Here is a 26431-nt window from a genome sequence, read left to right as displayed (position 1 = left end):
ACGGACCGAAGCGGGTCAGGACTCCATGGCCTTGACGAGCGAAGCGGGCCGCAGGTCGGTCCAGTTGGTCTCGACGTACTCGAGGCACTCCGGACGCGAGGCCGGGCCGAACTTCGTGGTCCAGCCCGCCGGGACCTCGACGAACTCGGGCCACAGGCTGTGCTGTCCCTCGTCGTTGACGAGCACCAGGTACGTGCCGTCGGGGTTCTCGAACGGGTTCGTCATTCCTTGTTCTCCTTCTGTACGGCCGGTGAATCAGCCCGGCGAGTGAGCGCGTCCAGCGCGAGGAACCAGGCTTCCGCGAGTTCCCGCACCGAGTCTTCGGTGAGCACGGCCTCCGGCCACGACCAGTGTGCGCTCAGTTCGGGACCGCCGGGGCGGTCTTCGGCCACGACGTTGACCGTCAGCGCGTGCGAGACCGGCATCCCGTCGTCGGCACCGAGTTCGGCCGCCTCGGCCTCCGCCGCGTACGACCAGTCGGTCGCTTCGGGGACGCCGATCCGGCCCAGGTAGTTGAACTCGATCTGCGGCTTCGCGAACTTCGCGAGTTCAGGCCCGGTGTGCGGGTTCAGGTAGCGGAGCACGCCGTGCCCGATACCTCCGTCCTGCAGCCCATCGAGGTGAGCCTGGACCCGGTTCAACGCGTCGTCGGCGGCGGGCCCGCCCGCGAACGCGTCGTCCACGTCGATGTCACCCAGGTCCAAGCACACCGGGACGACGCTGGTGAACCAGCCGACCGTCCGCGAAAGGTCCGCCAGTTCCTCTTCGCGGCCGTGTCCCTCGACGTCGACCAGCACCGCCTGTCCCCCGTCCCGGCGCCAGCGGGCGACGGCGAGCGCGAGACCGGTGAGCAGGACGTCGTTGATCGTCGCCCGGGACAGCAGCGGGGCCGTCCGCTCGGTGGGCAGCCTCAGCGACATCTTCCGCACGGTCGCCTGCACGTCCCGAGCGGGGTCGAGCGGCCGCTCCAGCGGGATCGGATCCCCACCGCCCAGCACCGACTTCCACCGCCCCAGCTCACCCGCGCGGTCCTGTGTGGACAGAGCCCGCGCCCATCGCCGGAAGGAAGTGTCCACAGGGGACAGATCGGGTGTCTCGCCGCGCGCGACCGATTCCCACGCGGAAGCGAGGTCCGGCAGCAGGATCCGCCACGAGACGCCGTCGACGGCCAGGTGATGGATCATCAGCAACAACCGGCCGGAGCCCGACGAGCCCGCGTCGAACCACGTCGCGCTCAGCATCACGCCGGCGTCCGGGTCCAGCCGGGAACGAGTCGGCACCGCGTGCCGCTCGATCAGCGCGTACAGGTCGCCGTCCTCGGCGTCGACACGCTCGACGCGCGCCTCGGCCGATTCGGCCACCCGCAGCACCCAGCCGTCGACCGACCGGTCGAGGCGCGCGCGCAGCATGTCGTGCCTCGCCACGAGCGCGTCGAGCACGGTCTTCAGCTGCTCGCCGGTCATCCCGGCGGGTGTCCGAACCAGAGCGGCCTGGTGGTAACCGTCGATCGGACCGCCGAGCTCCCGGAGCGCGTGCATGATCGGCGTGAGCGCGATCGCGCCGTCGTCCTCGATCCGTTCCGCGACCTCGGCCAGCGCCGCGACCGTCCGGCCCGCGAACACGTCGTGCGGCGTGATCTTCAGCCCGGCCGCGCGTGCCCGGCCGACCAGCCGCATCGCGACGATACTGTCCCCGCCGAGGGCGAAGAAGTCGTCGTCGGAACCCAGCTCCGGCACGTCGAGCACTTCCGCGAAGAGCGCGCACAACGTCCGTTCCAGCGCGGTCTCGGGCGCGCGGCCACCGGCCAGCTCCGAGTAGTCCGGCGCCGGCAGTGCCTTGCGGTCCAGCTTCCCGTTCGACAGCGTGGGAAGCGCGTCGAGCGTGACGAACGCCGCCGGGACCATGTAGTCCGGCAGCGTCTCGGCCGCGAACCGCCGCAGCTCGTCCCGATCCACAGTGGACACCACGTACGCCACGAGCTGCTTGACCCGAGGACGATCCTCACGCACCAGGACGACGGCCTGAGCGACATCGCCGTGCCGTTCGAGCACGGCTTCGATCTCGCCCGGCTCGACCCGGAACCCGCGGATCTTCGCCTGGTCGTCGGCGCGCCCGCCGAAGTCCAGGCGCCCGTCCGCGGTCCAGCGCGCGAGGTCTCCGGTGCGGTACATCCGGGCACCCGCCGGGCCGAACGGATCCGCCACGAACCGCTCCGACGTCAGCGCCGTCCGCCCGAGGTAGCCGCGGGCGAGCCCGGCACCGGCGAGGTACAGCTCACCGGTGACCCCGGGCGGCACCGGCCGCAGCGCCGCGTCCAGCACGTAGGCGCGGGTGTTCGCGACCGGACGGCCCACCAGCGGCTTCTCGCTGTCGCCGATCCGCGCGACCAGCGCGTCCACTGTGGACTCGGTCGGCCCGTACAGGTTGAAGGCCTCCGTATCGTCCAAAGTGGCCAGACGGCGCCACAGGCTCTCGGGCACCGCTTCACCGCCGACACCGATCACCGCGAGGGGACACCGGTCGCCGTCGAGCAGGCCCGCGTCCGCCATCTGCGCGAAGAACGCCGGCGTGACCTCGATGAAGTCGAAGCCCTCCCGTTCGATCATCGCGGCCATCAGCTCGGGGTCGCGCCGCGTCTCCTCGTCCACGATGTGCACGGCGTGCCCGTCGAGCAGCCACAGTTGCGGCTGCCAGGAGGCGTCGAAGGAGAACGACCACGCGTGCCCGACCCGCAGATGCGGTTTGCCGGTGGCCTCCACCGCGGGCCGGTGCAAGGTGGCGCGGTGGCTGTGGAACAGGTTCACCACGCCGCGATGCGGGACCACGACCCCCTTCGGCGTCCCGGTCGAGCCCGACGTGTAGATCACGTACGCCGGATGCTCCGGGACGAGCGGGCGGACGCGGTCCCGGTCGGTCAGGTCGTGGGCCTGCCGGTCCTCGGTGACGAGCGCGCAGAGGGCCAGCGTCTCGATCTCGGTCCGGGGCAACGACTCCAGCAGCTCGGGCTCGGTCAGGATCACCTTGGGTCGCGCATCGGCGAGCATGGCGGCCAGCCGTTCGGTCGGATAGTCCGGGTCGAGCGGCAGGTACGCCGCCCCCGTCTTAAGGACCGCGAGGATCGCCAGCAGCACGTCGGCCGAACGCGGCAGCGCCAAGGCGACGAAGTCCTCAGGCCCCACCCCGTGGGCGACCAGCGCCCTGGCCAGCCGGTTGGCGCGTGCGTTGAGTTCGGTGAAGGTCAGGGCGACCCCACCGGACACCACCGCCGTCGCGTCGGGCGAACGCCGGACCTGCGCCTCGAACAGACCGGCCACAGTGGACGGTTCGACGGCGAGGGCCGTGTCGTTCCACTCGCGCACGATCAGGTCCAGGTCGGCCTCGCCCAGGATGTCGGCCCGGCCGACGGGAGCGTCCACATCGGACACCATCGCCGCGAGCACCCGCTCCATCGCGGGCAGAAGCCGTTCCGGCAGGCCGGCGTCGAACAGGTCGGCGCGGTACTCCGCGGTGAGCTTCAGCCGTGCTCCCGGCTCCACCGCCCAGGTGAGCGGATAGTGCGTGGAGTCGTCGTGGCGCACGATCTCCCCGCGCAACCCGGCGCCCGTCTCGTCCTCGTCCGCGCCCGGGTAGCTCTCGAACACCATCAGCGTGTCGAACAGTTCACCCAGCCCGGCGCCGCGCTGGATGTCGGCGAGCCCGAAGTGCTGGTGCGCGAGCAATCCGGACTGCTCGTCCTGGACCCGGTCGAGCAGGTCGCCCAGCTTCTCGGCCGGGTCGAGCACGATCCGCACCGGGATGGTGTTGATGAACAGGCCGATCATCCGCTCGACCCCGGCCAGTTCGGGCGGGCGCCCGGCGACCGTCGCGCCGAAGACGACGTCCGATCGGCCGGTGAGCCTGCCGAGCACGATGCTCCACGCCGTCTGGACCAGCGTGTTCAGGGTCAGGCCGCGTGACCGGGCCAGTGCGGTGAGCGCCTCGGTCGCCTGTTCCGGCAACTCCAGCGACAGGCGCTCCGGCAGGGCCGGAACCCGCTGCGGGTCGTGCGGGACGAGATGGGTCGGCTCGGTCAGGCCGTCGAAGGCCTGCCGCCACGCGGACTCCGAGACTTTCTGATCCTGCTCTCCGAGCCAGGCGAGATGGTCGCGATAGTCCCGGGCGGGCGCCGGCTCGGCGCCGGCGTAGAGCTGCGACAGCTCCGCGAACAGCTGCGGAATCGACCAGCCGTCGAGCAGCACGTGCTGGTGGGTGAACACCAGCCGGTGGCGTCCGTCCGCCAGCGCGAGCAGCAGGAACCGCAGCACCGGCGCGGCAGCCGGATCGAAGCGGCGCCTGTCGTGGGCCATCTCCGCTTCGACGGCGTCCGGCGAATCCACGAAACGCCAGGGAACCGTGACCGAACGCGCCACCAGCGCGACAGGCCGACCGGACGCCAGGTAGCGGTAGCCCGTCCTCAGGACGGCGTTCCGGTCGACAAGCGCTTGAGCGGCGTCACGCAACCGAGCCGTATCCAGCGGCCCGTCGAGATCGAAGGACACCTGGACGGTGTAGACGTCGGGCCCGTCGCCATCCATCGTCGCGTGGAAGAGCAAGCCGGCCTGCAACGGCGTCAGCGGCCACACCTCGGCCGTGTCCGGCGCGACGTCGAGGATCTCCGCGCGCTCCGCCGCGTCGAGCTCCACCAACGGTTTCCCGCTCTCGGGCGCGGGTGCGTCGAGCCGCACCGCGCTGACCTCGGCCAGGGCCGCGACGGTCCGGTGCCGGAAGACGTCACGCGGGCTCAGCAGCAGCCCGGCATTCCGCACGCGGCCGACCAGCTGCATCGCGACGATGCTGTCGCCGCCGAGGCGGAAGAAGTCGTCGTGGACACCGACCTTCTCCAACCCGAGCACTCCTGCGACGAGTGACGCGAGCAGTTCCTCGCGAGGCGTGCGCGGGGCGTCGCCGGTGACCTCGCCGGAGAAGTCCGGCGCGGGCAACGCCTTGCGGTCGAGCTTCCCGTTGGGCGTCAACGGGAACGCGTCCAGCACCACGAACGCGGACGGCACCATGTACTCCGGCAAGGTGGCCTCGGCGAGCCGCCGGGCCTCCTCGACGTCGGCATCCCCGCTCAGATACGCGACGAGCCTGCCCTCCCGCAGGACCACCCGCGCGGAGAGCACGGACTCGATCTCACCCAGCTCGATCCGGAAGCCGCGCAGTTTGACCTGGTCGTCGGCGCGGCCGAGGTAGTCGAGCGCGCCGTCGGCCCGCCACCGCGCGAGGTCACCCGTGCGGTACATGCGCTCCCCCGCCGCGAACGGGTTCGCCACGAACCGCTCCGCGGTGAGCCCGGCCCGGCCGAGATACCCGCGCGCGAGCTGCTTGCCCGCCAGGTACAGCTCCCCCGCCACACCCGGCGGCACCGGCCGCAGCCGGGAATCGAGCACGTGGACCTGCGTGTTCCACACCGGACGTCCAATGGGGACGGTGTCGTCGACGACCTCCCACGAGGTCACGTCCACCGAAGCCTCTGTCGGCCCGTAAAGGTTATGCAGCGGGACGGTCACGTGAGCGGCCAGCTCCGGCGGCAGTGCCTCGCCACTGCACAGGACGCGGCGGACGCCATGCCACTCCGGCTCTTCGGCGAGGAACGCCTCCAGCATCGACGGGACGAAGTGCAGGGTCGTGTTCCCTTGGTCGCGGATCAGCTCCGCGAGATACCGCGGATCCCGGTGCCCGTCCGGTTTGGCGACCACCAGTGTGGCGCCGGTGATCAGCGGCCAGAAGAACTCCCACACTGACACATCGAAGCTCGACGGTGTCTTCTGCAGCACGCGGTCGTCGGCCGTCAGACCGTACTCGGCCTGCATCCACAGTAGACGGTTCACGATGCCCTCGTGCGGCACCACGACACCTTTCGGGCGACCGGTCGATCCGGACGTGTAGATGACGTACGCCGGGGACGCGGGATCCACGGCCCGCCGCAGGCTCTCTCCCGAATAGCCGTCCAGCACCGGCAGCTCGTCCAGAACGACCGTCGGCACAGCATCTTCGAGCATGAACGCGACGCGATCGGCCGGATAGTCCGTGTCGAGCGGCAGGTAGGCCGCGCCTGCTTTGTGCACCGCGTACAGCGCGACGACGAGGTCGATCGACCGCGGCAGCGACACCGCGACCACCGACTCCGCACCCACACCCTGGTCTGCCAGCCATCGCGCCAGCCGATTCGCCCGCGCGTCGAACTCGGCATACGACAGCTCGACATCCTCGAACACCACAGCGGGAGCATCCGGTGTCCGAGCCACCTGCGCCTCGAACAACTCCGGCAACGTGCTCGCCGGGACGTCGTGCGAAGTGTCGTTCCAGTGCGCGAGCAACGTGCGTTCGTCCTCGGCGAGGACGTCGATTTCGCCGACGGGGATCGCGGGATCGGCGGCCACCTGGTCAAGGACCCTCACCAGCCGTCGAGCGAAAGACTCGGCGGTGGCGTGGTCGAAGAGATCGGCACTGTACTCGATCGCGCCGGAGATCCCGTCGCCGTTCTCCAGGAACCCGAACTCGAGGTCGAACTTGGCGACACCCTGCGCGAAGTCCTCTTGCTCCGCACGAAGGCCGGGCAGCTTCAGCCCGTCCTCGGCTTCGGGCAGGTACACCACCATCACCTGGAACAGCGGATGCCTGGCCAGCGAACGTTCCGGGTTGACGGCGTCGACCAGGCGCTCGAAGGGCAGCTCCTGATGTTCGAAGGCGGCGAGGTCGGTCGCGCGCACCCGCGAGAGCAGTTCGCCGAACGCCGGCTCGCCGGACAGGTCGGTGCGCAGCACGAGCGAGTTCACGAAGAACCCGATCAGCGGCTCCAGCCGTTTGTCGACGCGACCGGAACTCGGGGCGCCGAGCGGGATGTCGTCCCCGGCGCCGAGCCGGTGCAGCAGTGCCGCGACCGCGGCCTGCGCGAGCATGAACATGCTGACGTCGTGCCGCTGGGCCACCGCACGCAGCCGTGCGGTGAGCGCGGCGTCGATCGGGAAGGTGACGAGGCCACCGCGATGGCTCGATTCGGCCGGACGCCGCCGGTCCGCGGGCAGCGGCAGTTCGTCCGGCAGATCCACCAGCGCTTCCTGCCAGAATCGGAGGTGCCCGGAGGCCGTCGAATCGAGCAGTTCACGTTGCCACAGGGCGTAGTCCGCGTACTGGACTGCCAGCTCTGTCCACTGTGGAGTGTTTCCGGCGAGACGCGCCTCGTATGCGGTGGCGAGGTCGGCCATGAGCGGTCCCTGCGACCACTCGTCCGTCGCCACATGGTGGATCACCAGCAGCAGGACGTGTTCCCGCGGTGACACGGTGAAGATCGTGACCCGGATCGGGAGTTCCTCGTCGAGAGCGAATCCGCGACCGGCTTCGGCGGCCAACTGCGCGGAAAGGTCGCCCGCGTCCGCGAAACGGACCTCCGGACGCGCGTCGGCCAGGATGCGCTGCGCCGCGACGCCTCCTTCTTCGACGAACAACGTCCGGAGCGGTTCGTGCCGCTCGACGAGGTCGCCGATCGCCGCACTCAGCGCCTCCGCGTCCAGCTCGCCGTGCAGCCGCCAGGCGAGCGGGATGTTGTAGGTGGGGGTTACCCCTTCGAGCCGGTAAAGGAACCACAACCGTTGCTGGGCGGGCGAAAGCGGCAGCAGCTCCGGCCGGTTCCCCGCGCTCAGGACCGGCTGGGCCGAGGGTTCCGCGAGCCGTTCGGCCAGTGCCGCGACCGTCGGCGCGTCGAAGACGTCACGGACCGACACCGTGGCGTCCAGACTCGCCGAGATCCGGCTGACCAGGCGCATCACCAGCAGCGAATGCCCACCGAGGGCGAAGAACCCGTCGTCGATCCCGACCCGTTCGACACCGAGCACTTCGGCGAACAACCCGCACAGCGCCTCTTCCCGCGCGTTCCTCGGCTCGCGGCCTTCGGCGGTCGCGAACTCGGGGGCGGGCAGGGCTTTGCGGTCGAGTTTGCCGTTCGGGGTCAGCGGGATCTCGTCGAGCACGACGAACGCCGACGGCACCATGTGGTACGGCAGCTTCGCGGCCACCGCTTCCCTCAGCCCGTCGACCGAACCGACGACGTACGCCACCAGCCGGTCTTCACGCGCGACGACCACCGCGCGCGTGACGGACTCCGACGCGGTCAGCGCCGCCTCGACCTCGCCGAGTTCGACCCGGAAGCCGCGGATCTTGACCTGATCGTCCACGCGGCCCAGGAACTCCAGCACACCGTCGTCCGACCAGCGCGCGAGGTCCCCGGTGCGATACATGCGCTCCCCCGCGACGAACGGGTTCGCCACGAACCGTTCCGCGGTCAGCCCAGGCCGGGCCAGATACCCGCGAGCGAGCTGAACACCGGCGAGGTAGAGCTCACCGGGGACGCCCGGCGGGACCGGGTTCAGCCGCGCGTCCAGCACGTACGTCCGCGTGTTCCACACCGGACGTCCGATCGGGACGGACGGCGTCGTCTCGGCACCGGCCCGCCAAGCGGTCACGTCGACGGACGCTTCGGTCGGGCCGTACAGGTTGTACAGCGGGACGTCCACGCGGGCCGCCAGGTCCGACGGCAGTGCTTCACCGCTGCAGATCACGCGCCGCAGGCCGGTGCACTCCGCTGTCTCCAGGAAGAGCGCGAGCATCGACGGGACGAAGTGGACGGTGGTGATGCCGGCCGTGCGGATCAGCTCGGCGAGATACGCCGGATCCTTGTGTCCCTCCGGTTTGGCGACCACCAGCGTGGCACCCGTGATCAACGGCCAGAAGAACTCCCACACCGACACATCGAAACTCGACGGCGTCTTCTGCAACACCCGATCGTCGGCCGTCAGACCGTACTCGTCCTGCATCCACAGCAACCGGTTCACGATGCCCTCGTGCGGCACCACGACACCCTTCGGGCGCCCGGTCGAACCCGACGTGTAGATCACGTACGCCGGAGACGACGGGTCGACGGTCCGCCCCAGGCTTTCGGAGGAGTACCCGTCGAGAACGGGCAGTTCTTCGAGCACGACCGCGGGGGCGGCGTCTTCGAGCATGAACGCGATGCGATCGGCCGGATAGTCGCGGTCGACCGGCAGGTAAGCGCCACCGGCCTTGTGCACGGCGTACAACGCGACCACGAGGTCGATCGAGCGCGGCAGCGACACCGCCACCACCGACTCCGCACCCACACCCTGGTCTGCCAGCCATCGCGCCAGCCGGTTCGCCCGCGCGTCGAACTCGGCATACGACAGCTCGACATCCTCGAATACCACAGCCGGAGCATCCGGTGTCCGAGCCACCTGCGCCTCGAACAACTCCGGCAACGTGCTCGCCGGGACGTCGTGCGAAGTGCGGTTCCAGCCGCTGAGCTGCGCGAGTTCGTCGCCGACGAGGACGTCGAGCGCGGCGACCGGCCGCTCGGGCTCGGCGGCGACCTGCTCCAGCACGGACGTGAGCCGGTCCAGCAGGCGCACGGCCGTCGTCTCGCCGGCGAGGTCTTCGGCGTACTCCAGCATCAACGTCGCGGTCGTGCCGTCGTCGACCATCGTGAAGTGCAGGTCGAACTTCGCCATCCCGGTGTCCATCTCGAACCACTCGGCGGGCAGCCCGAGCACGTCGTGCGCGTCGCTCTGCCGGTGGTAACCCACCATCACCTGGAACAGCGGATTGCGCCCCGGAACGCGGGGCGGGTTCAGCCGTTCGACGACGCTTTCGAACGGCAGGTCGCCGTGCGAGAACGCCGCAAGGTCGGCGTCGCGCACCCGGTCGAGCAGGGCGGCGAACGTCGGATCGCCGGAGAGATCGGTCCGCAGTACCAGCGTGTTCACGAAGAACCCGACGAGATCGTCGAGCGCCGCGTCGGTCCGTCCGGCGATCGGCGCGCCCAGCGGGATGTCCTCCCCTGCGCCGGTCCGGTGCAGCAGTGCGGCCACCGCAGCCTGGAGCACCATGAACGGGCTCGCTCCCGCCTTCGCCGCCAGGTCGCGCACCGCGGCCGACAGTTCCTCGGACAGCGCGGATTTCACCTTGCCGCCCTTGCCCGTCGGCTGGAGCGGACGGGGACGATCCAGTGGCAGCGTCAGCTCGTCCGGCGCCCCACGCAGTGACTCGGCCCAGTAGGCGACCTGGGCGGCACCGTGCTGGGCGAGGAAGTCCTTCTGCCACAGAGCGAAGTCGGCGTACTGCACGGGGAGATCCGTCCACACGGGACTGTCACCGGCGAGCCGCGCCCGATAGGCCGACGTGAGGTCGCCCAGGAACGGCCGGTCGGACCATTCGTCGGTCGCGCTGTGGTGCAGGACCAGCGAGATCACGTGGTCGCCATCACCGAGCCGCAGCACCCGCAGCCGGACCGGGATCTCCCGCGCCAGATCGAACGGCGTCCGCGAGAGCTCGGCGATCCGGGCACTCAGCCCGGCCTCGTCGCAGTCCTCGACGGCGAACGGGATCTCCGGCGCGTCGAGAACACGCTGGTAGGGCTCGCCGTCGTGCTCTTCGAAGACAGAGCGCAGGACTTCGTGCCTGCCGAGTACGTCGCCGAGCGCTGCTCGCAGCGCGTCGAGATCCAGGGCTCCGCGCAGACGGAAGGTCAGCGGGAAGTTGTAGGCGACCGCGTTCGCCTCCATCCGGTCCACGAGCCAGAGGCTGCGCTGGGCGGCGGAAAGCGGGATCCGATCGGGGCGCTCGGCGCGGACCACGGCGGGCCGCGCCGGTTCGCCGCCACCCGCGCGAGCGGCCAGCTCCGCGACCGTCGGTGCCTCGAACAGGTCACGGATGGCCAGTTCGGCGCCGAGTTCGGTGCGGGCCCGGCTGATGAGCCGGGTGGCGAGCAGGGAATGGCCGCCGAGGTCGAAGAAGTTGCCCTCGACGCCGACCCCCGCCACGCCGAGGACCTCGCCGAAGAGCGCGCACAGCGTCTCTTCCTCGGCGATCTCGGCCGGACGGCTTTCGGCGAGCCGCACCGTCTGTTCGGCGTCCGGGAGCGCGCGGGTGTTGAGCTTGCCGTTGTCGGTCAGCGGCAGGGCGCCAAGGGTGACGAACGCGGCCGGGACCATGTAGTCCGGCAGTTCCGTCTTGAGCCGGTCTCGCAGGCGTTGCACGAGTTCGCCGCCGCCACGCGCCGCCGTCGGGCTCGTCGCGTACTTGGCCAGGCTCGCACCCACCGAAACCGGCTGATGCACCCCGGTGACCAGCGCATCCGTCTGTCCCTTGTGGACGAAAACGGCCTCGAACGCGCCATCGGCCGACCAGGTGCAGTACACCTGGAACCCGAGCCGGTCGCCGAGTTCGTGCACGTCCTCCGGCTCGACCCCGGCCGGAGCGCGGAAGAGGTCCAGGACGTCGATGAGCGGCGCACCGGCGTCCAGCGCACGCGTCGCCTCGACCTCGGGCGCCTGACGGGCGTCCGGGATCCGGCTCACCCGCAGCGTTTCCACGCCGCCGAGGCGGTCCTCCAACGCGGCGAGCGAGCCCACCTCGTCCCAGGACGACCGCGGTGCTTGCGCGACCGAGGAAGTCTCAGCGGGCTCTTTCACCAGGACCGCGTCGTACCGGTACCGGCTCAGCTCGTTGTGCAACCGGGCCCGTTTGATCCGGACCTGCGTGGCGACGTCCGGGAGCCGCCGCGCGAGCGCGGTGAAGTAGTCCGGGTCGATCAGCAGTTCCTTCTCCAGCGCGGCACCGCGTTCGATCGCGCGGCGCACCTGGGCGACGTCGGAGGTGGCGTCGGCGCGGGTGAGCTGGATCGCGGTGTGGAAGGCGCGGGCGAGCCGCAGGTTCCGGACGTCGCCGACGAACAGCGCGCCGCCGGGGGCGAGCAGGCCGATCGCCTGGGTGATGACGTCGGTCAGGTAGTCGACGCTCGGGAAGTACTGGATGACGGAGTTGATCACGATCGTGTCGAACCGGCCGGCGGGCAGGCCGTCGAACACGTGCGCCGGCTGGGCGCGCAGGTTCACCTTGGCCGCCAGCGCCGGGTCCTGTTCCAGCTCGCGGTTCAGCTTCGCGATCACCGGCGCGGCGAGGTCGGTACCCCAGTACTCCTGGACCACCGGCGCGATCTGCCCCATCAGCAGGCCGGTGCCGACGCCGATCTCCAGCACCCGTTCCGGCTTCAGTTCGGCGATCCGGTCGACGGTCGCGCGCCGCCATTCCCGCATGTGCTCCAGCGGGATCGGATCGCCGTCGTAGCTGGAGTCCCAGCCCGCGAAGTCCTCGGTGAACAACGCGGTCGGGATCTCGGTGTACTCGTCCGAGTAGATCTGCTGCCATTCGCCGACCTGGTCGGCTTCCGCTTCGGCGCGCGCGTCCCCGCTCAGTTCGGCCGGGACGACGTAACCGATGAGCCGCTGGAGACCGGGCGCCGACGGATCCGGTCGCGCGATGACGGCGGCCTGCGCGACCTCCGGGTAGCGGCTGAGCGCGGTCTCGATCTCGCCGAGTTCCACGCGGTAGCCGCGGATCTTCACCTGGTCGTCGGTGCGGCCGAGGAAGTCGAGGTTCCCGTCGGGGCGGCGGCGCACCAGGTCACCGGTGCGGTACATACGCCCGCCACCGGGCACGAAGGGGTCAGCGACGAACCGTTCGGCCGTCAGACCGGGACGGCCGAGATAGCCGCGAGCCAGGCCCTCGCCCGCGATGTAGAGCTCACCCGCGACACCGTCGCGGACGGGCCTGAGCCAGGCGTCGACGATGTACGCGCGGGTGTTCCAGATCGGCTTGCCGACGGTCGGGGTGTCGCTGTCGGTCGTGCCGCCGCCGAGCGTGTTGATCGTGTACTCGGTGGGGCCGTACAGGTTGTAGCCGTAAGTCCCGTCGGTGTCGCGCAGTCGGTTCCACACCGACTCCGACACCGCCTCGCCACCGAGCAGGACCAGCGCGGGCCGGTGCCCGTCCAGCAGTCCTTCCTCGATCAGCAGGTGGGCATACGTCGGCGTCACGTTGACGACGTCGACCTCGTGCTCATCGCAGTACGCCACGAGCGCCCGCGCGTCGCGGCGCAGTTCCTCGTCGCAGACGTGGACCTCGTGCCCCTCCACGAGCCACAGCAGTTCTTCCCAGGACATGTCGAAGGCGAACGACACGGTGTGCGCGATCCGCAGCCGCCGTCCGCCCGCCGACGCGATGGCCGGGGCGAAGATCGCGCCCTGGTGGTTGAGCTGCATATTCGTCAGGCCGCGATACGGCGTGACGACGCCCTTGGGTTTGCCGGTCGAGCCCGAGGTGTAGATGACGTACGCCGGGTGTTCCATGCGGTCCGCGCGGCTCCGCGCGAACAGCGGGCGTTCGGCGTCGGAGATCGGGCCGTCGCCGAACGCCCTGTCTTCGTGGTCGTCGACGAGCACCCGGGGCGTGGCACCGGGCAGCGTCGCCGAGACGTCCTTTGTGGACACCAGACAGAGCGGCCCGGCGTCTTCCAGCATCACCGCGAGCCGCTCGACCGGGTAGTCGAGTTCCAGCGGAAGGTACGCCGCACCCGTCCGCAGCACGGCGAACAACGCGACGACCATGTCGATCGAACGCGGCAGGCCGAGCGCGATCACCTGTTCCGGCGCGGCGCCCTTGGCCAGCAGCAGCCGGGCCATCCGGTTGATGCGCGCGTCGAGTTCGGCGTAGGTCAGCTGTTCTTCGCCGAACACCAGGGCCGTCTCGCCGGGGGTGCGCTCCGCCTGGACGGCGAGCAGATCCGCGATCGTGTCCTCGATGACGGGATGTTCGGCCTCGGCCCAGCCCGCTTCAAGTGCGGCACGGTCCTCAGCGGACACCGTGGCCAGCGCGGCGACCGGTTTCGCCGGGTCGTCGACGATCTGCGCGACCAGTGACGTGAACCGGTCGAGCACCGACGAGGCCTCGGCGGCGTCGATGACGTCGTCCCGGTAGGACAGCGTGACCCGCGTTTCCTCGCCCGGGGTGACCACCAGCGTCAGTGGGTAATGCGTGGCATCGATGTTCAGCAGGTCGGTGATGCCGTGGCGGTGACGGAGCCCGTCGCGCCGTTCGTCACCATCGGCGTTGCGCAGCACGAACAGTGTGTCGAAGAGGACACGGTGCCCGGCCTCGCGTTGCAGCACCCCGAGGCTCATGAACTCGTACGGGGTCAGGTCCATCCGCTCGGACTGCAGGCGCCGCACCAGGCCCAGCACGGATTCGGCCGCGTCGAGCCGCACGCGGGTGGGCACGGTGTTGAGGAACAGGCCGATGGTGTTCTCGATCTCGGGCACGGCGGCGGGCCTGCCCGCGACCGCGGCGCCGAACACGACATCGTGGCGTCCGGTCATGGTCGACAGGACCAGGCCCCAGGCGGCGTTGAGCACCGAGTTCACCGTGAGACCGTGCCTGCGTGCCTGCTCGCGCAAGGCCCGGCTGAGCCCGGAGGGCAGCACGGTGTCCAAGTTGACCGGGGTCGCCGGGGCCAAGTCACGGCCTTCAGGTCCGACGACGGTCGGCTCCGCGAGGCCGGACAGCGCCTCGCGCCACGCGTTCGTGGCGGCCTCGATGTCCTGCCGGTCCAGCCAGCGCAGGAAGTCCACATAGGACCCGGCCGCGGGTAGCGTCCGGTCGTCGCCGCCGAGGTCGTACAGCGTGAACAGCTGCTCGATGAACAGCCAGGCCGACCAGCCGTCCCAGAGCAGCAGATGCCGGTTCAGCACCACCCGGTCGCGGCCGTCGCCGAGCCGCACCAGTTTCAGCCGGAACAGCGGCGGGGCGCCGAGGTCGAATCGCGTCGCGCGGTCCTCGGCCATCAGTGCTTCGAGCCGTTCAGACCGTTCGTCTTCAGGCAGCGCCGAAAGGTCCACTTCGGACACGGGCGGCTCGACTTCGGCCGCCACGAACTGGACCGGGCCGCGCAGCCCCTCGCTGGTGAAACCGGCGCCGAGACTCGGGATCCGCCGCAGCAGCGCGGACACCGCCGCCCGGAGCCTGCCGGCGTCCAGGCGGTGATCGAAGTCGATCGCCTCCTGGATCGTGTAGATGTCGACCCGGCCGGAGTTGTAACTGGAGTGGAAGAACAGGCCTTCCTGCAGCGGCGACAACGGCCAGACGTCGGCGACCGGCACCGGGCTGGACCGCTCGACGCGGTCGATCTCCTCCTGCGTCAGCGACACCAGTTCGAGGTCGGACGGCGTGAGTCCCACCGGTGCCGTCGTGTCCACGGCCGTGAGGTCGACCAGGGCGGCGGCCCAGCGTTCGGCCAGGTCACCGCCCGTGAACGTCGCCGTCAGCCTCGGGCCTTCCTCGGTCTCCTCACAGGCGACCCCGATCCGCACCGCATAGTCGCCGGACGGCGGTGTGGCCGCGTACCCGGCGACCTGCCAGTCCCCCAGCCCGGCCGGGACGCGGCCGTCGTACCGCAGGGCGATCCGCGGTTTCGCGAGCCCGGCGAGCAGCGGTCCGGTCTGGGCGTTGAGGTACCGCAGCGGGCCGTAGCCCTCGGGCATCTTCCGGACGGTTTCCTTGACGGCCTTGAGCATCGCGAGCGGTTCGCCGGACGCGGTGATCCGCACCGGGCGCACCGAGGTCAGCGCGCCGATCGTGTCCGACGGGTCGACCCGGTCGTGCAGATCGACGAGCAGGTCACCGTCGACGGCGATCTTCAGCGCGGTCAGGAGGACGTCGGTCACGTCGCCGTGCACGGCGGACGGAAGCGTGCCGACGAGCGTCCGGGTCTCCTCGACGGACAGCGTGATCCGGCGTTCGGCGACATCTCCGTCGACCTCGAAGGAGACCGGCGCCAGCGTCTCGGTCCAGTGCTCGATCTCGCCGAGCAGCGCGGGATCCTGCGCCGCGTCGGTGATCCGGCGGGCGATGGTCCGCAACGACGTCCGCGCCGGGGTGAAGACAGGCGGGTGCCCCTCGGTCACGGCTTGCCAGGCGATCCCGAGATCGGCGGACAGCGTCGTCAGGCTCCGCGCGTCCAGCAGGACCGGATGCGCGAGCAGGAGCAGCCTGCCCGGTTCGTCGAACCAGACGGCCTGCAGGAGGTTGTCGGTCAGCCTGTCCGCAGCGGCCCGGAACTCGTCTTCGAGGGACCCGGTCGCGTGACGGAGCAGATCCGCGGCCTGGACAGTCCCTTGTGGACGGACTTCGAGCGACCACAGTACCGAGGCCACCCGCGACAGCGTGAGCCGCAGGCCGTCGTGGTGGTCGAGCACGAACTGCAGGGCCGCGGCGAGCGTCTCGAGGTCGGCTCCGGAGGGCGCGGTCAGCAGTACGGACTCTGGCTGGACCGCGTCGCCCAGCTCACGCAGCCGGAGCATTTCCGGCAGCAGAGGGACGGCTCCGATGCCGTCAACGTCGGCCATCGGCTCCGCCGGCGCGGCGGACGCGGCGAGCGCCGCCGGGGTCCGGAGTTCGAACACGTCCTTGGGGCTCAGCTCGAATCCGGCCCGCCGGGCACGGCTCGACACGGCGATCGACGAGATGCTGTCGCCGCCCAGCAGGAAGAAGTCTCCGTCGGCGCCGACGGTCTCCAGGCCGAGGACGTCGGCGAAGATCCGCGTGAGCGCGCGCTCCTGATCGTTTCCAGGCGCGGCTTCGGTCCGGCCGGTCTCGGGTGCGGGCAGGGCCCGGACGTCGAGCTTCCCGCTGGGGGTCAAGGGGAATTCGTCGAGGACGACGAACGCCTGCGGGACCATCGGGGCGGGCAGTGCCTCACTGAGCGCGGTCCGCAGGCTCTCCGGATCCGCGTTCCCGGCGACGTAGCCGACGAGCGCGCCATCCTTGGCCACGACGGTCGCGGCCGTGACCTCCGGCTGCGTGACGAGAACGGCTTCGATCTCGCCGAGCTCGATCCGGTTGCCGCGGATCTTCACCTGCCGGTCGGTGCGGCCGAGGTACTCGATCTCGCCGTCGGCGCGGCGGCGCACCAGATCGCCGGTCCGGTACAACCGCTGCCCCGGCTCGCCGAACGGGTCGGCGACGAAGCGTTCGGCGGTCAGGCCGGGCCGTCCGTGGTAACCGCGGGCCAGCTGGACACCGGCGAGGTACAGCTCGCCCGCCACGCCGTCGGGCACCGAGCGGAGGCAGGCGTCGAGGACGTGCAGCCGCGTGTTCCACACCGGACGTCCGATGGGGACGGTGGCGCCGTCGGCTCCGGTGCAGGCGAAGAAGGTCACGTCCACGGCGGCCTCGGTGGGGCCGTAGAGGTTGTGCAGCGGGACGCCGGTGAGCGAGCGCCAGCGTGCGGCGGTCTCGCCGGGCAGCGCCTCGCCGCTGGAGAACACCTGACGCAGCGATCCGAGATCGCCGGTGGCCTCGTCGCTGGCGAGGAAGGCGGCGAGCATCGACGGGACGAAGTGCAGGGTGGTGATCCGCCGGTCCCGGATCACGCGCGCGAGATAGGCGGGATCGCGGTGGCCGTCCGGTTCGGCCAGCACCACCGTGGCGCCTTCGCACAGCGCCCAGAAGAACTCCCACACGGACACGTCGAAACTCGACGGCGTCTTCTGCAGCACGCGGTCCGAGGGCGTCAGCCGATACTCGTGCTGCATCCACGCGAGCCGGTTGACGATCGCACGATGCGTGACGGCCACGCCCTTCGGTCGCCCGGTCGAACCCGACGTGTAGATGAGGTACGCGGTGTTGTCCGGTCCCGCGGGCGCGCCTTCGACGTCGTCCACGGGCTCGCCGGTCACGGGGACCCGCGTCAGCCCGGCGACGTCCGGGATCCTCGCGGCCGTCCCGGGTTCGGAGAGCACGAGACGCGCGCCGGAATCGGCCAGCATGTATTCGAGCCGGTCGGCCGGATAATCGAGGTCGATCGGCAGGTAGGCGGCCCCGGCCTTGAGGACACCCAGCAACGCGACCATCAGTTCGGCCGACCGCGGCACGGCGACGGCCACGACCTCTTCGGGACCGGTTCCCAGGGAACGCAGCCTTCGCGCCACGTTCTCCGCGCGGGCATCGAGGTCCGCATAGGACAGTTCGATGTCTTTGAACATCACCGCCGTGGCGGAAGGCGTCTTGGCGACCTGCGCGGCGAAGGCCTCGGCCAGTGTGCGCTCCAGTACGGGGTGCGCGGTCGCGTTGAGTTCGGCCAAGCGGCCGCGTTCGGCGGGCGACAGCAGGTCGAGCGCGGCGACCGGGAGACCGGGGTTCGCGGTCAACGTCTCCAGCAGCCGCGCGAACCGCTCCGCGAGCTGTCCGGCCGCGACCGCGTCGATCCGGGCGGCGTCGAATTTGAGGCTGAACGCCAGGTCTTCGCCCGGGGTCGCGATCACCGCGACCGGGAAGTGCACCGCATCGGTGACTTCAACGCCCGTGAGGCGGAGGGTTCCGGAGGCGTGCTCGTCGTCGCGCGGGAAATTCTCGACGACGACCAGCGTGTCGAACAGTTCTTCCTGCCCCGCGCCCGCGAGGCGCTGCAGTTCGCCGAGGCCGAGATGCTGGTGGTCCAGCAGGGCCGCCTGCTCGTCCTGCAGTCGCCGCAGCACGGCGGCGACGGTCTCGGCCCCAGACCAGCGCAGCCGCACCGGCACGGTGTTGATGTAGAGGCCGACCGCCGATTCGAGGCCGGCGGCGCCGGTGTCGCGGCCGGAGACCGTGCTCCCGAACAGCACGTCGTCCCGGCCGGTGAGCCCGCCGAGCAGCAGCCCCCAGGCGCCGTGCAGGACGGTGCCGAGGGTGAGCCCGTGCTCGCGGGCCATCGCGGACAACGCCGTCGTCGCCTGCTCGCCGAGGTTCAGGTGCAGCCGCGACGGCCGTCTCGCCACCCCGGCTCGTTCGTCGATCAGCCGGGTGGGTTCGTCCACTCCGGACAGTGCCGTCCGCCAGGCTTCGCGCGAGACCTCGTGATCACGCGATGCGAGCCGCCGCAGGTGGTCGGCGCGGGTGCCCGCTTCCGGCGGTACGGGCGCTCCCCCGTACGCCGCGAGCAGTTCGCGCAGCAGCACCACGACCGACCAGCCGTCGGCGATGATGTGGTGGAACGTGAGCGCCAGTTTGGCGCGATCCTCGCCGAGCCGGGTGAAGGTCGCCCGCAGCAGTGGCGGGCGGGCGAAGTCGAACCGGCGCGCACGATCGGCCTCGAAGGCCGCCTCCGCGTCTTCGGCGGTCACCTCGCGCCAAGGCAGTTCGGCGTGCCGTGCCACCGTCTGGACGACCCGGCCGCCGTCGAGCTGCCGGAAACCGGACCGCAGCGACGAATACCGGTCCAGCAGCGTCTGCACCGACCGGCGCAACGCGTCGGCGTCGACGTCGCCTTCGAGGTCCAGCACTTCCTGGACCGTGTAGATGTCGGCGGCCGAACCGCCTTCGAATTCCGCGTGGAAGAAGAAGCCTTCCTGCAACGGCGTCACGGGCAGGACTTCGGCGTATTCGGCGAACGACGCACGTTCGGCGTCGGTCAGCTCCAGCAACGGCCTGTCGTCCACAGTGGACTCGACGCTCACTGTTTCCGCACAGACGGCCAGCGCTTCGGGAGTCCGGTGCTGGAAGACCTGGCGCGGGGTGATGGCGAGACCGTGTTCCGCCGCGCCCAGCACCAGCCGGATGGACAGGATGCTGTCGCCGCCGAGGGAGAAGAAGTCGTCGTCCGCGCCGATCGTGGCCAGGCCGAGGACACGCGCGGCGACGTCGCAGAGGATCCGTTCCCGCTCGGTGCCCGGTGCGCGGCCGGTCACGGCGGCACCGAAATCGGGCAAGGGCAACGAGGTGCGATCCAGTTTGCCGTTGGGCATGATCGGCAGCCGGTCGAGTTCCACGAAGGCCGACGGCACCATGTAGTGCGGCAACGCCGATTCCGCGTGGGCACGCAGGTCCTTCAGCAACGAAGGCGAGCCATCGGCCTGCGGCACGACGTACGCCACCAGGCGCCGGTCCCCCGGCTTGACCTCACGCGGCACAACGGCGATCCGCTCGACCCCGGCGTACGCGGCGAGCGCGGATTCGACCTCCCCGGGTTCGATCCGGAAGCCGCGGATCTTGACCTGGTGATCGGTACGGCCGAGGAAGTCGAGGTTCCCGTCCGAGCGCCAGCGGACCCGGTCGCCAGTTCGATACATCCGCTCGCCGCCACCGGTGAACGGGTCGGCGACGAAGCGTTCCGCCGACAGCCCCGGACGCCCCGCGTAACCCCGGGCGAGACCGCGTCCGCCGACGTACAACTCCCCTTCGACGCCGACCGGGACCGGCCGCAGCGCGGTGTCGAGGACATAGCAGCGGGTGTTCGGATCCGGGATACCGATCGGGATCGGCCCGCTCCAGCCGGGCTCGGCCGCCCACAACGTCGAGTTCACCGTCGCCTCGGTCAGCCCGTACGCGGCGACGACGTTCAGGTCTTCGGCCCAGCGCGCGATCAGTTCCGGCGGGACGGTCTCGGTGCCGACGATCAGTACCGCGCCCTTGGGTAGCTCGCAGTCCGCCGGGAGGGCCGCGACCAGCGACGGCGGCAGGATCATATGCGTCGCCGCGTTGGCGGCGATGTAGCCGGTCAGCTCGACGCCCGCCACACGACGGTGCGACGGCACGACGATCAGCGTCCCGCCGACGCACAAAGACATGACCAGATCCCAGACCGTCACGTCGAACCCGGTGGAGGCGAACTGCACCACCCGGCTGTCCTCGCCGATGCCGATCCGCTCGGTCGCCGTGCTGATCAGGCTGCCGATCCCGTCGTGGGACAGGACCACGCCCTTCGGCTTCCCGGTGGAGCCCGAGGTGTAGATGACGTACGCGGCCCGGCTCAGCGCGATCCCGCTCACGTCCACAGTGGACGCGTTAACCTCCGCGAGCTCGGCGATGATCTCCGGATCGTCCAGCAGGATCCGCTCGACGTCCACACCGGACGGGAGCTGGACGGATTCCTCCACAGTGGACACCACGATCCCGGCGCCCGCGTGCGCGAGCATGTACGCGAGGCGGTCCTCGGGGTGGTCCAGGTCGAGCGGGAGATACGCGGCCCCCGCCTTCATGACACCGAGCAGGGCGACCACGAGATCGGCCGAACGCGGCATGGCCACGCCGACGACGTCCTCGTCACCGACCCCGCGCCGGCGCAGCAGCCGCGCGAGCCGGTTGGCTGCGGCGTCGACCTCGGCGTAGGTCATCCGGACGTCCTCGCAGACGACGGCCTCGGCGTCCGGTTTCCGTGCCACGACCCGGGCGAACGCCTCGGGCCAGGACACCTTGGGCGAATCCGCGACCGCGGTCCCGAGCTCCAGGACTCGGTCCCGCTCTTCCGCCGAGAGCAGGTCGATGGCGGCCAGCGGCAGGTCCGGCCCTGCCAGCAGAGCGTCCAGTACCGCGGCGAACCGGCGGCGATGGTCGGCGAGTTCGTCGTCGGACGACACGGCCGCATCGGCGTCGAAGTCGAAGCGGAGACCTCGGCCCTCGCCGGCGTCGTAAACGGCGATGGCGACGTCGCTGATCGGCCCGAGTTCGAGGTTGTGCGTCGTCGCGCTCGCGTCGCCGAACGCTAGTTCGCCGTCCACGGCCATGTAGTTCACGCTCAGCCCGACGAGTTCGTGCACCCCGCCGCTCGCGCCGAGTTCGCGGGCGAGGTCCTCCCCGCGGTACCGGCTGTGTTCCAGCAGGGCGGAGACCTTCTCCGCGACTTGGGCGACGAGCCGCGACGGTGTCGTCTCGGGCCGCACGGTCAGCCGAAGCGGCAGGACGTTGGAGACCATGCCCGGCTGCTCACGCAGGGCGCGGGTGGTGCGCGCGGTGACCGGGAGGCCGAGGACGAGGTCTTCGGCACCGGTCACACGATGGGCGTACGCCGCGACGGCGGCGATCGCGACCCGGGACAGCCGCGTCCCCGCGTCCAGCGCGAACTTCCGCAGCCGTCCTGCCTCGGCGGCGGGCAGTTCCCACGAATGCCGTCGCAGCCGGCCCCGGCCCGCCGACGCACGACCGAGCAGCCGCACCGGGTTCGGCCTGCCGGCGAGTTCACCCAGCCAGTAGTCGCGGTCGGCTTTCCCGTCATAGCCGGCCTCAGCCAGTCCCGACAGCGGCCAGGAGACCTCCTCGGCGGTGCCCGAATAGAGTGCCGCCGCGCGGCGGGTCAGGATGGCTTGCCCGTGCGCGTCCATCACCAGATGGTGGTAGCGCTGGAACCAGCGGACCCGGTCCCCGGCCAGGATCAGCAGCGTATGCGCGGTGAGCGGCCCCCGTTCGAGGTCGGCCGCCACGGTGAGTTCACCCCGTGCCCATTCGTCGGCCGCCCGCTCCGGATCCGGCTCACCGCTGAAGTCGAGAACGGCGACCTCGCCGGGAGCGACCGGACGCTGGACCGGCGTGTCGCCGTCCAGCCCGACCGTCACGTGCAGGCACTCGGCCTCCGCGACCGCCCGCCGAACGGCGTCGCCCAGCCGGGTGAGGTCGATGGCGCCGCGAAGCTCCACGACCCAGCCGATCGTGTAGACCGGATCGGCCGGGTCGAGCTGCTGGGCGAGCCAGATCCCCTGCTGTGCCGGGGTCAGGGGAAAGCCGCGGTTCATCGGGTTTGCCTCCACCGTTCGGAAACGCTCGGGATCGTCCGGGCCTCAGGCGGGCCCGGACCCGCTCACCGCGTACGCGGGCCGGGACGCGCCGGCCGCGCGCCGGTCCACAATGGACTGGAGGATCTCGCCGACCCGGACGGCGGTGTTGGACAGCAGCGAAGACGTGATGCCGTGCGTGTGCTCGGTGCCGCCCTGCAGGTAGATCCCGCCGTCGAGCGGCGGTTCGGTGACGATCCGGTAGTCGCGTTCGACGCGGAGCCTTCCCTCGTCGTCGCGCGCGCAGGTGGAGGCGAGCTCGCCGAGCAACGGGGTCGGGTCCGCCGGGCTGTACCCGGTGGCGTACACGACGAAGTCGGCGTCGAGCCTGGTCCGCGCCCCGGTTTCCAGCGCCTCGACGGTGACCCGCACTTCGGAGCCGGTGTCGGTGACCTCGGTGGGCCGGGAGACGTTGATCAGCTTCAGCCGCTCGATCCCCTGCACCTTCTCGCGGTAGACGCGCCGGTACAGCTCGTCGATGAGTTCGATGTCCACGGCCGAGTAGTTGGTCGCGCCGTGGTAGCGCATCAGGCGGTCCTTGACCGCTTCCGGTGCCTCGTAGAACCGGCCGACCGCCTCGGGGTCGAAGATCCGGTTGGCGAACGCGCTGTCGTCGGCCGGGCTGTAGCCGTAGCGCGCGAACACCGCGCACACCTCGGCGCGGGGGAAGCGATCGTGCAGCAGCGCGCTGACCTCCGCCGCGCTCTGGCCGGCGCCGACGACGACGAACCGGCGCGGCTCCTCGGCGGCCAGGCCTTCGAGCCGGTGCAGGAGTTCGCTGTTGTGCCAGATCCGTGTGCCCGGCGTCACACCTTCGGGGAGATTCGGCCGCAGCCCGGTGCCCATCACCAGGTTGCGGGCGCGCAGATTCACCAGTTCGCCGTCGGTACGGGCGTGGACGTCGAAGAACACGATCTCGTCGCCGTCGAACACCGGCGTGACGGAAAGGACCTCCGTGCCGTAGGAGACCAGGTCGTCGACCTTCTCCGCCGCCCATTCGAAGTAGTCGTGGAACTCGATCCGCAACGGGAACAGGTTCTTGTGGTTGATGAAATCGACCAACCGGTCCTTGCTGTGCAGATACGACAGGAAGCTGAACGAGCTGGTCGGGTTCCGCATAGTGGCGAGGTCCTTGAGGAAGGACACCTGCATGGTCGCGTTGTCGATCAGCATCCCGCGGTGCCAGCCGAAACGGGCCTGGCGCTCGAGGAAGTGGGCCGTGACGGTCTCGGCCCCTGGCGCGGCGTTGTGCTCGGTGACGGCGATGGCGAGCGCGAGGTTCGAGGGACCGAACCCGACCCCGACCACGTCGTAGACCGGAACCCGTTCACCGACCACTGCTCGTGCCATCTTGAACCCCTTGCGCGGCTCAGCCGCATCTCGGTACTTCGCAACAAAGACCAGGGAACCCTAACCTAAGTTAGGTGAGGCTCAACTAGTACTTTCAGTGGTGATGTTCATCCCTCGACCAGGAGGAGGCCGGTCCCATGCGGGTCGCCATGTTCGGATACCAGACCTGGGGACACCGCACCCTGCGGGCCTTGATCGACGCGGGCCACGAGGTCGCCCTCGTCGTCACCCACCCGAAGAGTGACCACGCCTACGAGAAGATCTGGTCCGACTCCGTCGCGGACCTCGCCGAGGAGAACGGGATCCGCGCGCTGCTGCGGCAGCGTCCCGACGACGCGGAACTGCTGGCGGAGCTGAAGGAAGCCGATCTCGACCTGATCGTCGCCAACAACTGGCGCACCTGGCTGCCGCCGGAGATCTTCGAGATGCCGCGGTACGGGACGCTGAACGTCCACGACTCGCTGCTGCCCGCCTACGCCGGCTTCTCACCGCTGATCTGGGCGCTCATCAACGGCGAGAAGGAGGTCGGCCTCACCGCCCACATGATGGACGCCGACCTCGACGCGGGCGACATCGTGCTGCAGCGCTCCGTCCCGGTCGGACCGAAGGACACGACGACCGATCTGTTCCACCGGACGGTCGACCTCATCGCGCCGATCACCACCGAAGCCATCGAGCTGATCGCGAAGGGGGACTTCACCCCGGTCAAACAGGACAGGTCGAAGGCCAGCTTCTTCCACAAGCGCGCCCTCGAAGACAGCCTCATCGACTGGTCGTGGCCCGCGGACGAGATCGAGCGGCTGGTGCGCGCCCAGTCGGACCCGTACCCCAACGCCTTCACCTACCACCGCGGCAAGCAGCTGCGCGTGATCCGCTCCTCGGTGTCGGTGGGCCAGTACGGCGGCACCCCCGGCCGGATCTTCATCCGAGAGGGTGACGGCGTCGTGATCGTCGCCGGGCCCGAGTCGCGCCGCGGCCGGTCGCACGGGCTCGTCATCGAGCGGGTGCGGACCGAGGACGGCACCGAACTGGCCGCGACCGAGTACTTCCGCACGATGGGCGGATACCTCACCGCTCGTCCCTGACCTGCGGTTTCCGCGGTCCCGCGAAAAAGTCATCGCGGGACCGATGAGTTCCGGCGAAGGGCGCCGTTACATCGGGTAAGAACACTCGATGGGAGGCGCCATGACCGACACGATCGCCGCGGCGAAGGCGGGAGACGAAACCGCCTTCGCCGCGCTCACCGGACGACACCGCCGGGAACTGCACGTCCACTGCTACCGGATGCTCGGCTCGTTCGACGAGGCGGAAGACGCCGTCCAGGAGGCGCTGCTCAACGCGTGGCGCGGGCTGGACACCTTCGACGGTGGCAATTTCCGCGCGTGGCTGTACCGGATCGCCACCAACGCCTGCCTCGACGCGATCCGCAAGAAGGACCGGCGGGTGCCATCGGTCCGCTCGTTCGCCGAAGTCCCTTGGATCCAGCCGTATCCGGACCGCCTGCTGGACGAGATCGCGCCATCGGAGGCCGAACCGCACGCGCTCGCCATCGCCAGGGAAACCATCGAGCTCGCCTTCCTCGCGGTCCTGCAGATGCTGCCGCCGAGGCAACGCGCGGTGCTGATCCTGCGCGACGTGCTCGGCTGGCAGGCCGCCGAAACCGCCGAACTGCTCGATCTCTCGGTCCCCGCCGCGAACAGCGCCCTGCAACGGGGCCGCGCGACCCTGCGTGAACGCCTCCCGCAGCAGCGCGGCGAATGGTCGGTCTCGGCTCCCTCCGAAGAGGAACGGGCGCTGGTCCGGCGGCTCGTCGAGGCCCACGACAGCGGCGATTTCAGCACTTTGAGCAGTCTGGTCCGCGACGACGTCCGCGTGACCATGCCGCCGGAACCCCACTGCTACATCGGCCTCGAACACCTCGCCCGGCACGGCAGGATCGCCGAAGAGATGGGCGAATGGCGCGCCGTCCCCGTCGACGCGAACCGGATGCCCGCGTTCGCCTCGTACCTGCGGCGTCCCGGCGACACCGTCTTCCGCGCGTTCAAGCTCGACCTCGTCCGCGTCGTCGACGGCAAGGCCGCGGAGTTCACCACGTTCGACAGTCACCTGTTCCCGGCCTTCGGCCTGGACGCCATCCTGGAGGGAAAGTAATGCCGGAGAAGATGACCGACGACCAGCGCCGCGCCTTCCTCGCCGAAGGCACCCGCACCGCCGTCTTCGCGACGGTCCGCCCCGACGGCAGGCCGCACGCGGTACCGGTCTGGTTCGCCCTCGACGGGGACGACATCCTGGTCAACCTGGGTGCGGACACGGTCAAAGGCAAGGCGCTCAAGGAGAATCCGCGGGTTTCGGTGGTCGCCGACGACCCGACCCCGCCGTACTCGTTCGTCAGCGTCGAGGGTGTCGCGGAGATCGTTTCAGATCCGGACGGCGTCCGTCTCGGCTCGGAACTGATCGCCCGGCGGTACCTCGGCGAAGCGGGGCAGGAGGTCATCGACGGCTGGCTGGCGTACGCGACGTCGCCGGGGAAGGTGATCGTGCGGGTGCGGCCGGAGCACTTCGTGGCCATCGCGAAGGTCGGCGGCTGACCGCTTCCCAAGTACATGAAGGCCCCCTTC

At 70.3% G+C, this 26431-nt stretch carries 6 protein-coding genes; 3 read left to right on the top strand and 3 right to left on the bottom strand.

Going from position 1 to position 26431, the window contains the following annotated elements; genetic code table 11:
* Nucleotides 1-15: 15 nt before the first annotated feature.
* Genes ED92_RS12580 through ED92_RS12570 form a run of 3 tightly spaced genes read right to left on the bottom strand, consistent with a single transcriptional unit; the run spans nt 16 to nt 23813 of the window.
* Entirely contained in the window at nt 16-225 is a 210-nt protein-coding gene (locus ED92_RS12580; protein ID WP_007029404.1) for an MbtH family protein, read from the bottom strand.
* Nucleotides 222-22439, bottom strand: coding sequence for a non-ribosomal peptide synthase/polyketide synthase (locus ED92_RS12575; RefSeq protein WP_255355321.1), 22218 nt, complete (start codon nt 22437-22439; stop codon nt 222-224). Before ED92_RS12575 ends, ED92_RS12580 begins: the two co-directional genes overlap by 4 nt.
* Before the next feature lie 30 nt (nt 22440-22469).
* Entirely contained in the window at nt 22470-23813 is a 1344-nt protein-coding gene (locus ED92_RS12570; protein WP_037337190.1) for a lysine N(6)-hydroxylase/L-ornithine N(5)-oxygenase family protein, read from the bottom strand.
* Nucleotides 23814-23950: 137 nt separating this feature from the next.
* Here ED92_RS12570 and ED92_RS12565 point away from each other — a divergent pair, with 137 nt between their 5' ends.
* From ED92_RS12565 to ED92_RS12555, 3 genes are all read left to right on the top strand, one after another.
* Complete coding sequence (locus tag ED92_RS12565) at nt 23951-24898, top strand: methionyl-tRNA formyltransferase (protein ID WP_037337188.1); 948 nt, start codon at nt 23951-23953, stop codon at nt 24896-24898.
* Between the two features lie 100 nt (nt 24899-24998).
* Nucleotides 24999-25964, top strand: coding sequence for an RNA polymerase subunit sigma-70 (locus tag ED92_RS12560; protein WP_037337185.1), 966 nt, complete (start codon nt 24999-25001; stop codon nt 25962-25964).
* Nucleotides 25964-26401 carry a PPOX class F420-dependent oxidoreductase gene (locus ED92_RS12555; RefSeq protein ID WP_037337183.1) on the top strand — a complete coding sequence of 146 codons (438 nt, stop codon included), beginning with the start codon at nt 25964-25966 and terminating at the stop codon, nt 26399-26401. Before ED92_RS12560 ends, ED92_RS12555 begins: the two co-directional genes overlap by 1 nt.
* The last annotated feature ends 30 nt before the right edge of the window (nt 26402-26431 follow it).

Origin of the sequence: Amycolatopsis sp. MJM2582 (genome assembly GCF_000754115.1) — a bacterium.
In the GTDB taxonomy this organism is placed as follows: Bacteria; Actinomycetota; Actinomycetes; order Mycobacteriales; family Pseudonocardiaceae; genus Amycolatopsis; species Amycolatopsis japonica.
This window is presented reverse-complemented; position numbering and strand designations above follow the sequence as displayed.